Source organism: Stenotrophomonas sp. PS02297, assembly GCF_029959705.1.
Classification (GTDB): Bacteria; Pseudomonadota; Gammaproteobacteria; order Xanthomonadales; family Xanthomonadaceae; genus Stenotrophomonas; species Stenotrophomonas nitritireducens.
In genome coordinates, this window is record NZ_JASCOS010000006.1 from 77,774 (window position 1) to 89,202 (window position 11,429).

Consider the following 11,429-nt stretch of genomic DNA (forward strand, 5'->3'; position numbering starts at 1 on the left):
GAGTTCACTGCCTGGAGGAACTGGACGTGAAATCGAGCGATGCCTCCACTGAAATCCGGGTGGCTGTGCTCGGCGAGTGGGTGCCTTCACCGCTTGCCGACTTGCTGGCGTTGCAGCGCGCCGAAGAGCCAGAGACCGCCACCGCCTTGATCGGATGCAGTTCCACAGCGCAGGCGCAGGAACTGCCGCACGATAACTTTGACTTGGCCCTGTCCACAGCCGCCTGGGAGTGGCCAGGCTGGGTGTGCGAGCCGTTGTGGCATGACACGCTGGCAGTCGCCGTCGCCAAGCGCTCGCACCTGCTGTCCTACCGTGAAGTGCCTCGCCAAGAGCTGCTCAAGCAGCCGTTGATCTGCGCGCAGTCAACGGCCGACGAGCCGTGGAGCGCGGTGGCGCATGGCCTGGTCGAGGATGCACCGCAGGGCCATGAGCAGACCGTCAGCACCTTCGACATGGCGATGACGCTCGTCTCCGCGGGCTACGGCATTGCCGTCGCACCCGCCGCGAGACTGACCTGCTACCTGCGTCGCGGCATCGCCGCGCGGCCATTGGCTGGCGCACCCATCATCGTGATGGCCTACCTGCTTCGCCCGTCCTCGTCCTTGACCGAGCCCCAGGAAAGATTCGCCCGCCGCGCGCGCTCCGTGTCCTGAGACAGGGGCGCGCACTGCTGGGCGCTGGCGCGCTACGCAAACGCCACCTGCTGCGGGGACCACTCGCTTTCCTTCACCGTCGTGCTCACCGCCATGATGATCTTGTCGAGATTTGTGGCACTGACGCTTTCCAGAGCCGAGCCGCCGCGCAGCTTCGCGCGCGGCTGCAGGAGCGCGTTGTAGATCTGCCAAGGGTCGGCGCCCCTGGTCAGCTTGAGGACCGCCTGGATCAGCGCGTGCTTGACCGGATCGAGATGCCAATCCGGCACGCGCTGACCACGGTTGCCCAGGTTCAGCGCCAGCAGGTTGCCGGCCTTGATCTCGTAGCTGATCCACCGGCGGGACTTGCCCGCCATCTTCGCGTACTCGGCGACTGGCAGGTTGTGTGGTGCCTCGAAGACATCGACCAGTTCCATCCGCTGGCGCTGTATGTCGGACAGCGGTTCCTCCATGACGGAACGCGGCAACGGCACTGCGGGCAGCCGATGCGTCTCGGCTGACACCAGTGGCATCGCGTCTCCCGGCCTGGTCACGATCAGGAGCGGCGCCGACGCGGCCGCTGGTTTGGGTGGCGCACTCGCGGCTTCCTCATCCGAGAGGACGGGCACGCCCTCCAAATGAATGGTGAGCGGCATGCTCGCTGCCTCGACCATGTTCTGCTCGAAGAGATCGAGCCGGTCGGCCCAATCCTGCATCATCCGCCGCCGCTGCTCGACGTACTCGGCGTGGTTGTAGGTGGCACTGACCTTGTTGGGATCGACGTGCGAGAGTTGCGCGTCCACCCACACCTTCGGGTAGCCGATCTCGTTGAGCGCGGTGGACATCGTGCCCCGGATGCCGTGCCCGGTCAGCAGGTCGCGATAGCCCATGCGCTTGAGCGCGCCGTTGAGCGTGTTCTCGCTCATGCGCTTCTTCAACTCGCTGTCGTGGCGGAACAGATAGTGCTGGGCCGGTTTGAGCTGTTCGAGCAGGTGCCGGACGATCTCGATGGCCTGCACCGACAGCGGCACGATGTAGGGTGGAATGTCCTTGGGCAACTGGCGCTTCCTGCGCATGTCCACCTGGAGCTGCTTCACGACCTCGGGCGGGATGATCCAGAGGCCCCGATCGAGGTCGAACTGATCCGGCGTCGCCAGGCGCAGCTCGCCCGTGCGCACGCCGGTGAATAGCAGCAGCCGCAGACCGAGCTGGGTCTGCAGCCGGCCACGATACTTGCGCAGGCGCTGCAACAGCTTCGGCAACTCGGCCATGCGCAGGAACGGGTTGTGGTTCACCGGGGGCAGCGGCAGCGCCACCACGTCGAGGTCGGAAGCCGGGTTCTGCTCCAGGCCCGGCACGACCACCAGCGCGTAGCGGAACATCTGGTTGAACCACGTCCTGACTTTCTCGGCGACGGAGAGCGCCTTGCGCCGCTCGATCCTGGCGATCACTTCCAGCAGGTCAGGGCGTTTGATGTCGTAGATCGAGCGCTTGCCCAGCAAGGGCAGCACATCCTTGGCGAAGACGCGAGGGAGGATCGAGAGGGTGGTCTGCCGGCCCTTCTTGAGGCCGCGTTCGCGGTGGGCAAGCCACTTCTTGTAGATCGCCTCGAAGGTGTTTTCACCGGCGAGTTTGACCGCGGCGCGCTTTTGCTTGCGGTGAAGGCGCGGGTTGATGTCCTTGGCCACCAAGGCGCGCGCCTCGTCACGCAGGGCGCGTGCCTCACGAAGGGACACCTCGGGATAGGTGCCCAGCGACATGCGCTTGGGCTCCTTCATCCAGTAGTAACGGAAGTGCCAGCTCTTGCTGCCCGTGGCCGTCACGGCCAGGGAGAGACCATCGATGTCTGGAAGTGTGTAGGCCTTGCCGGTGGCTTTGGCTTGGCGGACCACCAAGTCTGAGAGTGCCATGCTCTAGCTCCTGAACATGAGTCAGGAACCAGATGCTTAACCCATCGACCTCAGCGCCCTAGCAACAATCCGGAAGCCGTCGTGCCCGCAAAAATGGACACAAAAATGGACATAAACGTCGTGGCTTCAGGTGGATTTCCGTGGAGCCCACTGGAACATCGAGGTGTCGAAAACTCAACCAGAATCAACGACTTACGATGCCTCTTGGACTTCCTCAGAATTCCCTGGAACGATGCAGTGGAGCGGGTGAAGGGAATCGAACCCTCGTCGTAAGCTTGGGAAGCTTCTGCTCTACCATTGAGCTACACCCGCGCGGCGATGCGCAGTCTATGCGGGCGGAGGCCCGCCGCGCAATGGCAATCCGCGATACGGGCGATGCCGCTCCATGGCGCACGATGCCCGGGGCCTGCTTCCGCGGCAAAGGGCGGCACCGGCCTGCGGCCCCGCCCTCCGGCACTCAACGCCGGCTCAGAAGCCGCCGCTGAACGTAGCGAACAGCGTGGCGTCGCGGGCCGACTTCTGCAGCGTGGTGGTGCTCAGGCCGACATTGCTCTGCAGCCCCCACAGGTTCATCCGCGCACCCAGCACCGCAGTGGCGTAGTTGCGGTCGAACTGCAGGCCCGGGACCTTGTAGGCACCGACGTCGGCCATGGTCTGCAGCCAGGCGCTGGCCTGCTTGCCGTCCTCGAACTCGTGGTCGTAGGTGACCTGCACGTAGGGATGGATGCTGCCGCCGTCGAAGCGCGCCTGCCAGCCGATGCGGCCGACGGTGGAATCCACGTCCTGGTCGCCATAGCCGAGCGCGGTGGCGCTGGCGCTGCTTTCCAGGTAACCGTCGAGCTTGACCTTCTGCCAGACCACGCCCGCCACCGGACCATGGCGGAAGCCGCCTTCCTGGCCGAACTCGTAGCCGGCGTTCAGCGCGACGGTCAGGTTGCTGCCGTCGGGCGAGCCCTTGTGCACGCGGGTGGCCGGGCCGAGCTGCACCTTGCGGGTCACGTCATAGCCCAGCCAGCTGTAGCTGGCCTGCCCATTGACCCAGACATGGTCGCCGTACCAGCCGGCGAACAGGCCCGCGGTGGTGTCGGACTGGGTGAAGTCGCCCTTGCCGCCGCCGAAATCCGCATCCATGCGGCCGTAACCGGCGAAACCGCCGACCACCACCCCATTGCGCGCCCAGTCGATGCCGAACAGGCCGGCCGGCGCCATGCCGTCATACAGGCTGGCATGGTCGTAGCGCTGCATGTCGCCGCGCACATTGCCCCACCAGCTCATGCCATCGGCCGGACGGCCGCCCAGGTGGCCGCTCACCTGGTCGGCACGGGCACGGCCGGTGGTCTGCGCCGAATGCGTCAGCACCTGCTGCAGGCGCGGCGCCTCGAGCACCGAGATCGCGTACTGGCCGAGGATCTGGTGCGCGCCCGTGGTCGGGTGCACGCCATCGGCGAACACATAGGTATCGGCAGCGTTGGGGGTGACGTAGTTCAGCGGCGTGCAGGTCAGCGACTGGGCGGTGACCTGCGGCTGGCAGGCGGTGCCGGACACATTGGTGAATCCGTATGTCCCCGGGTTGGCGATGATCTCCTGCAGGATGCTGAAGGTATCGACCGGGATGACCTGCAGGCCGGCCTGCTTCAGGCCACCGAACAGCGCATCGTTGTAGGCCTTGGCCAGGGCGGTGCCCTGCGCCATCGCCACCGGCCCACCGGCGCGCGAGGACGGCGTCAGGCCGATGTCGGGCAGGTTCGGCACCATCACGTACTGCGCGCCAGCCGCCTTCAGGGTGGCGACCATGCCCACCTCGCTGGCGACCGCCGCGCCGATGGTGGCCTGCGCCGGAGCGCCGCCGGCCACCGCGAACAGATCGTTGGCGCCGCCCCACACGGTATAGAGGGCATTGGCATCGGCCTTGCCGCCATTGGCGGCAAGGTAATTGTTGAGCTGGGTCTTGAGCGAGGGCGTCGCCGGCAACAGCGGGTTCAGCGGGTTGGTCACGTCCACCCCCACGCGGGCGCCGCCGGCGGCGTAGTTATCGCCATTCTGGCCATTGCCGTTGGGCAGGGCGCTGGTGCCGTAGTGGTCGGCCAGGTAGTCGGACCAGACCCAGCCGGGGTTGGTGGTGAAACGGCCGGCGGCCGAAGCGGAAGGATTGGCCTGCACCATGATCGGGCGGTAGTAGCCGGTATCGGTCAGGCTGTCGCCGAAGAACACGGTCTTCGAGAACGGGGACTGCGCCATGGCCGGAACGGCAGCGGCAGCCAGCGCCAAGGCAAGGGCCGAGCGCAGTGGACGGGAGGAAACACGCATGGGGGAACTCCTGACGGATATAGGAAAGCGACAGCGTACGCTGCCGCACGGTATTAGTTTTTCACTGGCCTACGACGGGCTCACGCTGCACTGCCGCATGGGCTGGGATTTTCCGCCCGCGCTGGCGAGAATGGCCGCATGGACATCCAGCTCAATGGCGAAACCCGCCCGTTCCCGTCGTCCCTGACCCTGGCCGGGCTATTGGCCGCCGAAGGCCTGGCCGAACGCCGCGTGGCGGTGGAGGTCAATGGCCAGATCATTCCCCGCGGCCAGCACGGCCAGTGGCAATTGAACGAAGGCGACGTGGTCGAGATCGTGCACGCGCTGGGAGGCGGGTGATCCGGAGCCTGCGGCAGGAGCGGCTTCAGCGGCGATGGTTTTCTGTCTTCGACGCACTGGACAGCCCCGAAAGCGATCGCGGCTGAAGCCGCTCCTGCGGATCTCTTGACCGGAAAACGGGGCGGCACCTGACGCGATGCGCGATAATCGCCCCATGAACGCACACGCCCCCACCGATCCGCTGGTCATCGCCGGCAAAAGCTATGCGTCCCGGCTGCTGACCGGGACCGGCAAGTTCAGGGATCTGGAAGAAACCCGCCTGGCCACCGAGGCCGCCGGCGCCCAGATCGTCACCGTCGCCATCCGCCGCACCAACATCGGCCAGAACCCGGGCGAACCCAACCTGCTCGACGTGCTGCCGCCGGACCGCTACGCCATCCTGCCCAACACCGCCGGCTGCTATACCGCCGAGGACGCGGTGCGCACCTGCCGACTGGCGCGCGAACTGCTGGACGGCCACAACCTGACCAAGCTCGAGGTGCTGGGCGACCAGAAGACCCTGTACCCGGACGTGGTGCAGACCCTCAAGGCGGCCGAGCAGCTGGTCAAGGACGGCTTCGACGTGATGGTCTATACCTCCGACGACCCGATCCTGTGCAAGCGGCTGGAGGAGATCGGCTGCGCCGCGGTGATGCCGCTGGCCGCGCCGATCGGCTCGGGCCTGGGCATCCAGAACAAGTACAACCTGATCGAGATCATCGAGAACGCCAAGGTGCCGATCATCGTCGACGCCGGCGTCGGCACCGCCTCGGACGCCGCCATCGCGATGGAGCTGGGCTGCGACGGCGTGCTGATGAACACCGCCATCGCCGGCGCGCGCAATCCGGTACTGATGGCCAGCGCCATGCGCAAGGCAGTCGAAGCCGGCCGCGAGGCGTTCCTCGCCGGGCGCATCCCGCGCAAGCGCTACGCCAGCGCATCCTCGCCGGTGGAAGGATTGATCGGCTGATGACCAATCCCTTCGACAGCGCCGGCGCCAAGGCGCCGCCCAAACCCTTCACCGTCACCGAAGGCCGCCGCGAGATCCGCAGTTTCGTGCTGCGCCAGGGCCGTTTCACCCCGGCCCAGCAGCGTGCGTTCGACGAACGCTGGCCGCGCTTCGGCATCGATTTCAACGGGCAGCCGCGCGACCTGGCCGCCACCTTCGGCCGGGCCGCGCCCAAGGTGCTGGAAATCGGCTTCGGCAATGGCGCCGCGCTGCGCCACGCCGCACGCTTCGACACCTCCAAGGACTACATCGGCATCGAGGTGCATGCGCCCGGCGTGGGCCGCCTGCTCAACGCGCTGGCCGACGACGACGCCGGCAACGTCAAGCTCTACCACCACGATGCGGTCGAGGTGCTGGAGAAGGAAATCGCCGACGGCGCGCTGGACGAGATCCGCATCTATTTCCCCGACCCGTGGCACAAGAAGCGCCACAACAAGCGCCGCCTGGTGCAGCCGGGGTTCGCCGCGCTGCTGGTGCGCAAGCTGCGCGCGGGCGGCCTGCTGCACTGTGCCACCGACTGGGAGGACTACGCCGAGCAGATGTGGGACGTGCTCGACGCCACCGACGGCCTGGCCAACCGCGCCGGCCCGCGCGGCAGCGTGCCGCGCCCGGACTGGCGCCCGCAGACGCATTTCGAGACCCGCGGCCAGAACCTCGGCCACGGCGTCTGGGACCTGCTCTACGACCGCACCTGACCGGGACTGAAGGGAGCCGCCCCGCATGGACACCGCGCTGACGCTGACCACCGACATGAAGCTCGTGCTCGGGCTGGTCGGCTTCACGATGGCGATGTTCCTGTTCGAGCGCATCCGCGCCGACGTGGTGGCGCTGGTGGTGATGGTGGTGCTGGGCGTCACCGGCCTGATCGCGCCGGAGGAGATCTTCGGCGGCTTCTCCGGCAACGCGGTGATGAGCATCATCGCCACCACCATCCTCGGCGCGGGCCTGGACCGCACCGGCGCGCTGAACCGGCTGGCCGGCTGGCTGCTGCGGCGCTCGCACGGGCTGGAGCAGCGCCTGCTGCTGCTGACCAGCGCCACCGCCGGCCTCAACTCCTCGTTCATGCAGAACCCGTCGGTGATGGCGCTGTACCTGCCGGTGGCCTCGCGGCTGGCCTCCAATACCGGCCTCACCCTCAAGCGCCTGCTGCTGCCGATCACCGCCGCCATCGTGATGGGCGGCGGCCTGACCATGGTCGGCAACTCGCCGCTGATCCTGCTCAACGACCTGCTGATCTCGGCCAACAACAACCTGCCCTCGGGCACCGCCACCATCGAGCCGCTGCGCATGTTCGCGCCGCTGCCGATCGGCCTGGCGCTGCTGGCGGCCTCGCTGCTGTATTTCCGCTTCTTCGGCGACCGCAAGCTGTCCCGCGAGGGCGGCGAGGACAGCGACGGCCAGACCCCGGCGCGCACCGAGAGCTACTTCGCCAAGGCCTATGGCATCGAGGGCGAGGTGTTCGAACTGGCGGTGACGGCCGAAAGCCCGCTGGTCGGCATGACCGTCAGCGAGGTCGAGAGCCTGTTCGACGCGCCGCTGCTGCTGGCACTGAAGACCGGCAACGACACCCGCCTGGCGCCGCCGGCGGACATGCGCATCTGGGTCGGCAGCGTGATCGGCGCGATGGGGCCGCGGCAGCAGGTGTCCGACTTCGCGCAGAACCAGTTCCTGCGCATGTCCTCGCGCCTGCGCAACCTCGGCGACCTGTTCAACCCCAGCCGCGCCGGCATTTCCGAAGCGGTGATCCCGCCGACCTCGAAACTGATCGGCAAGACCGCCGGCCAGCTGCGCCTGCGCAAGGAGCGCGGCATCAGCCTGCTGGCGATCAACCGCGACAAGCAGGTGATCCGCGAGGACGTGCGCAACGTGGCGCTGCGCGCCGGCGACATGCTGGTGTTCCACAGCATCTGGCAGGACCTGGCCGCGGCCGCGGAAAGCCGCGACTTCGTGGTGGTCACCGACTACCCCAAGGGCGAACAGCGCCCGCACAAGTTCAAGATCGCCATGGCGATCTTCGCCATCACCATCATCATCGCGCTGACCTCGCACCTGCCGGTGGCGCTGACCCTGCTCACCGGCGTGGCCGGCATGCTGCTCACCGGCGTGCTGCGCATGGACGAGGCCTACGCCTCGATCAACTGGAAGACCATCTTCATGATGGCCGGGCTGATCCCGCTGGGCTGGGCGATGGACTCCAGCGGCGCGGCGGCCTGGGTCGCCGGCCACACCATCGACAAGCTGCCGGCCGGGATCCCGATCTGGGCGCTGGAACTGGCGCTGGCGGTGCTGACCACCGCGTTCTCGCTGGTGATCAGCCATGTCGGCGCCACCATCGTCACCGTGCCGATCGCGGTCAACCTGGCGCTGGCGGCCGGCGGCAACCCCACCGCGTTCGCACTGATCGTGGCGCTGTCGGCCTCCAACAACCTGATGACCGCGTCCAACCCGGTGATCTCGATGGTGATGGGGCCGGCCAAGTACACCCCGCGCGAGATGTGGCGCGTCGGCGGGCCGCTGTCGCTGATCTACACCCTGGTCGTGGTGGTGATGGTCAACATCATGTTCTAGTGATGGGACTTTCGTAGATGCGGGGCTCGCCCCGCATGGGCATTAACGGGAAAGCCACATGCCGGGCAAGCCCGGCACCTACCCAAGCAGCACCTTGCCACCTTCCACGCGCACCGGCACCACGCGCAGCGCATCGCCCTTGCACGGCCCGGAAACGCAGGTGCCGCTCTGCAGCTCAAAGGCGGCGCCATGCACCGCGCAGACCAGATGGCCCTCCCGGCTCTTGAGGAACTGCCCCGGCGCCCAGTCGAGGTTGCGGCCGGCATGGGGGCAGACATTGAGCCAGGCCCGCACCTGTGCACCATCGCGGTAGAGGATCAAGGGCTCGGCATCGCCCTCCACCACCGCCTCCACCGAGTGGAACCCCTGGTCGGGCAAGGAATCGAGCAGGGCAAGCTCGACCGGCGAAGACGTGGATGCGGACATGATGGCGTGAGATGAATGCGGAAACGCGCGTATTGTCGCATGGTCGCGGATATCGCCCCGTCGTCCCCATGGATGAATGCGCAGCCACATTTAACGACAAATTCACTCATCGGCCGGCATCGCCACCGATACTGCGGCCAGCCAAACCGTCATGCCACCGACATGCAGATCCGTTATTTCCAGTTCGCCAACCTCCGCAACCTGTTCGCGCCGCGCAAGCCGCGCAACCCGTTGCTGCGGGTCGCCCTGGGCCTGCTGGGCCTGGCGATCCTCGCGGTGCTGGTGGTAGCCGGCGTATTCGTCGGCGCCGCGATGATCCTCGTCGGCCTGGCCTGGAAGCTGCTGGCCTCGCGCAAGGCCCGCGCCGCACGCAAGAGCGCCGGCAACGTGATGGATGGCGAGTACCGCGTGGTTCGCAAGCCGGCGTTGCCGCACGTCCACTGACCCCCTACTACCGGCAACGCCCTCTCTGGGCAGCGCGCGGCCATGGGACGGGCGGCTGCATGAGTACGGAAGGAACCGCGCCGGCAACGGGCGAAACGCCGCATCGTTTTGGCGCTGCCCCATGTCCGATTCCCCGACGGTTTCCCCGATAGTTACCGACCGCCGGCCCGGCGGCTTCATGCGGGCGGACGGCAGGCGCCGGCCAACAACCAGCCCCGACGCAGTTCCTCGATGGCGCGCATTCCTGGCCACGGAAAACCCCTGGACCAGGGGCAAGCCCGGCGCGGCGGGAGCATGACAGGCGCCTAACGGGGCGCGGCCGACGCCGCTTCCCGCACCGTTCCGGCGGGCGCGTTGCCGCGCGCCCGTGCCGCCCTGCAGCACCGCATCTGCTGCAGGCCGTAGGACGGCAGCGCGCAGGAAACCGCAAGAGCTATCTGCAGCACGGCGGAACAATGGCCAGTAGGGCGCCCGCCGGGGATGGCAAGGTGCAATGCGATGACGCGTTCACGACCAGCGGCCGGCACTACCGGCCTCGCTGCGGCGTCCGGCATCATGGCGCCTGCCCTTCGTTTCCCGGACGAACCATGACCGACCTGATTCCCGCCCCGCCCGTTCCCCGCATCCCGGTGGCCGGAGGCGGCACCTTCCCGGTGCACCGCATCTACTGCGTGGGCCGCAATTTCGCCGACCACGCACGCGAGATGGGCGCGAGCGCGCCGGCCACGGCGGCCGAACGCGGCCAGCCGATGTTCTTCATGAAGCCGGCCGACGCCATCGTCACCGGCGATGCGCCCATTCCCTATCCATCGGCCACGTCCGACCTGCACCACGAGGTCGAGCTGGTGGTCGCGCTCGGCAAGGACGCGCCGGCCGGCGTACTGCCGGTCGAACAGGCGATGCCGCTGGTGCTGGCCTATGGCGTCGGCCTGGACCTGACCCGCCGCGACCTGCAGGCCGCGGCCAAGGCCAAGGGCGGCCCCTGGGACATCGCCAAGGGCTTCGACCATTCGGCGCCGGTCAGCGGGCTGGTCCCCGCCGCGCAGGTGGGCGACCTGGCGCCGCTGGAACTGTCGCTGGAGATCAACGGACAGGTGCGCCAGCGCTCCACCTTGGACAACATGATCTGGAACGTGCCGGAAATCCTGCACGAACTGTCCAAGCTCTACGCGCTGCGCGCCGGCGACCTGGTGTTCATGGGCACGCCGGCCGGCGTGGCCGCGCTGCAGCCCGGCGACCGTTTCAGCGCGCGGCTGGGCGATATCGCGCGCCGCGACGGCGTGATCGCCGGATGACGGGCGCCGGGGTAGTCTGTGCCGGCTTCCCCTTACACGCACACAGGAGACACACATGGGAATGATCAGTGAGTTCAAGGAATTCGCGATGCGCGGCAACGTCATCGACCTGGCGGTCGGTGTCGTGATCGGCGGCGCGTTCGGCAAGATCGTCACTTCGCTGGTGGACAAGGTGATCATGCCGCCGCTCGGCCTGCTGATCGGCAAGGTGGATTTCTCCAGCCTGGCCCTGGAGCTGGCTCCGGCCAGGATGGGCGCCGATGGCAAGGAGATTCCGGCGGTGATGCTGGGCTATGGCGATTTCATCAATACGATGATCCAGTTCGTCATCGTCGCCTTCGCCATCTTCATGCTGGTCAAGGCGATCAACCGCCTGTCGCGCAAGAAGGAGGAAGCGCCCGCCGCGCCGGCCGAACCGAGCGAGGAAGTGCTGTTGCTGCGCGAGATCCGCGACAACCTGAAGCGGTAAGGCGGAACGATTCCCGCCGGGGCGTTGCCCCGTTGTAGAGCGGGGCAACGC

The 11,429-nt window shown here is 67.4% G+C and carries 11 protein-coding genes and 1 tRNA gene; 8 read left to right on the forward strand and 4 right to left on the reverse strand.

Annotation, left to right across the window (positions count from 1 at the left end; translation table 11 throughout):
* Nucleotides 1-26 precede the first annotated feature (26 nt).
* Nucleotides 27-653 (forward strand): LysR substrate-binding domain-containing protein, encoded by a 627-nt coding sequence (locus QMX80_RS02880; RefSeq protein WP_049591570.1) that lies wholly within the window; start codon nt 27-29, stop codon nt 651-653.
* Nucleotides 654-685: 32 nt separating this feature from the next.
* Here QMX80_RS02880 and QMX80_RS02885 read toward each other — a convergent pair whose 3' ends face one another.
* The 3 genes from QMX80_RS02885 to QMX80_RS02895 form a co-directional block, all read right to left on the reverse strand.
* A complete protein-coding gene (locus QMX80_RS02885; protein WP_004265627.1) occupies nt 686-2,542 on the reverse strand; it encodes an integrase arm-type DNA-binding domain-containing protein in 1,857 nt (618 codons plus the stop codon).
* 238 nt (nt 2,543-2,780) lie between these two features.
* A tRNA-Gly gene (locus tag QMX80_RS02890) sits at nt 2,781-2,854 on the reverse strand.
* 156 nt (nt 2,855-3,010) lie between these two features.
* Nucleotides 3,011-4,849, reverse strand: coding sequence for an autotransporter domain-containing protein (locus QMX80_RS02895; RefSeq protein ID WP_282275155.1), 1,839 nt, complete (start codon nt 4,847-4,849; stop codon nt 3,011-3,013).
* Between the two features lie 138 nt (nt 4,850-4,987).
* Here QMX80_RS02895 and thiS point away from each other — a divergent pair, with 138 nt between their 5' ends.
* The 4 genes from thiS (at nt 4,988) to QMX80_RS02915 (ending at nt 8,744) form a co-directional block, all read left to right on the forward strand.
* The gene (gene thiS, locus QMX80_RS02900; protein ID WP_282275157.1) at nt 4,988-5,188 is read left to right on the forward strand and encodes a sulfur carrier protein ThiS; all 201 of its coding nucleotides are present in this window, start codon (nt 4,988-4,990) and stop codon (nt 5,186-5,188) included.
* A gap of 154 nt (nt 5,189-5,342) precedes the next feature.
* The gene (locus QMX80_RS02905) at nt 5,343-6,137 is read left to right on the forward strand and encodes a thiazole synthase (protein WP_057505336.1); all 795 of its coding nucleotides are present in this window, start codon (nt 5,343-5,345) and stop codon (nt 6,135-6,137) included.
* Complete coding sequence (trmB, locus tag QMX80_RS02910; RefSeq protein ID WP_282275160.1) at nt 6,137-6,871, forward strand: tRNA (guanosine(46)-N7)-methyltransferase TrmB; 735 nt, start codon at nt 6,137-6,139, stop codon at nt 6,869-6,871. The genes QMX80_RS02905 and trmB overlap by 1 nt, the downstream gene beginning before the upstream one ends.
* Nucleotides 6,872-6,896: 25 nt before the next feature.
* A complete protein-coding gene (locus QMX80_RS02915) occupies nt 6,897-8,744 on the forward strand; it encodes an SLC13 family permease (protein ID WP_055771456.1) in 1,848 nt (615 codons plus the stop codon).
* Between the two features lie 78 nt (nt 8,745-8,822).
* Here QMX80_RS02915 and QMX80_RS02920 read toward each other — a convergent pair whose 3' ends face one another.
* The gene (locus QMX80_RS02920) at nt 8,823-9,170 is read right to left on the reverse strand and encodes a Rieske (2Fe-2S) protein (protein WP_282275161.1); all 348 of its coding nucleotides are present in this window, start codon (nt 9,168-9,170) and stop codon (nt 8,823-8,825) included.
* Between the two features lie 162 nt (nt 9,171-9,332).
* On the opposite strand from QMX80_RS02920, the gene QMX80_RS02925 reads away from it, so the two are divergent.
* The 3 genes from QMX80_RS02925 to mscL all read left to right on the forward strand — a co-directional run bounded on the left by QMX80_RS02925 (nt 9,333) and on the right by mscL (nt 11,378).
* Nucleotides 9,333-9,614 carry a hypothetical protein gene (locus QMX80_RS02925; protein ID WP_282275162.1) on the forward strand — a complete coding sequence of 94 codons (282 nt, stop codon included), beginning with the start codon at nt 9,333-9,335 and terminating at the stop codon, nt 9,612-9,614.
* A 587-nt stretch (nt 9,615-10,201) separates the two neighbouring features.
* Nucleotides 10,202-10,909 carry a fumarylacetoacetate hydrolase family protein gene (locus tag QMX80_RS02930; RefSeq protein ID WP_282275163.1) on the forward strand — a complete coding sequence of 236 codons (708 nt, stop codon included), beginning with the start codon at nt 10,202-10,204 and terminating at the stop codon, nt 10,907-10,909.
* A gap of 55 nt (nt 10,910-10,964) precedes the next feature.
* The gene (gene mscL / locus QMX80_RS02935; protein WP_055771467.1) at nt 10,965-11,378 is read left to right on the forward strand and encodes a large-conductance mechanosensitive channel protein MscL; all 414 of its coding nucleotides are present in this window, start codon (nt 10,965-10,967) and stop codon (nt 11,376-11,378) included.
* Nucleotides 11,379-11,429 lie beyond the last annotated feature (51 nt).

What these genes read in the sequence shown, in the direction of transcription:
- QMX80_RS02885 (WP_004265627.1), bottom strand. Translation starts at nt 2,542, where the DNA reads ATGGCACTCTCAGACTTGGTGGTCCGCCAAGCCAAAGCCACCGGCAAG.
- QMX80_RS02895 (WP_282275155.1), bottom strand. Translation starts at nt 4,849, where the DNA reads ATGCGTGTTTCCTCCCGTCCACTGCGCTCGGCCCTTGCCTTGGCGCTG.
- thiS (WP_282275157.1), top strand. Translation starts at nt 4,988, where the DNA reads ATGGACATCCAGCTCAATGGCGAAACCCGCCCGTTCCCGTCGTCCCTG.
- QMX80_RS02905 (WP_057505336.1), top strand. Translation starts at nt 5,343, where the DNA reads ATGAACGCACACGCCCCCACCGATCCGCTGGTCATCGCCGGCAAAAGC.
- trmB (WP_282275160.1), top strand. Translation starts at nt 6,137, where the DNA reads ATGACCAATCCCTTCGACAGCGCCGGCGCCAAGGCGCCGCCCAAACCC.
- QMX80_RS02915 (WP_055771456.1), top strand. Translation starts at nt 6,897, where the DNA reads ATGGACACCGCGCTGACGCTGACCACCGACATGAAGCTCGTGCTCGGG.
- QMX80_RS02920 (WP_282275161.1), bottom strand. Translation starts at nt 9,170, where the DNA reads ATGTCCGCATCCACGTCTTCGCCGGTCGAGCTTGCCCTGCTCGATTCC.
- QMX80_RS02925 (WP_282275162.1), top strand. Translation starts at nt 9,333, where the DNA reads ATGCAGATCCGTTATTTCCAGTTCGCCAACCTCCGCAACCTGTTCGCG.
- QMX80_RS02930 (WP_282275163.1), top strand. Translation starts at nt 10,202, where the DNA reads ATGACCGACCTGATTCCCGCCCCGCCCGTTCCCCGCATCCCGGTGGCC.
- mscL (WP_055771467.1), top strand. Translation starts at nt 10,965, where the DNA reads ATGGGAATGATCAGTGAGTTCAAGGAATTCGCGATGCGCGGCAACGTC.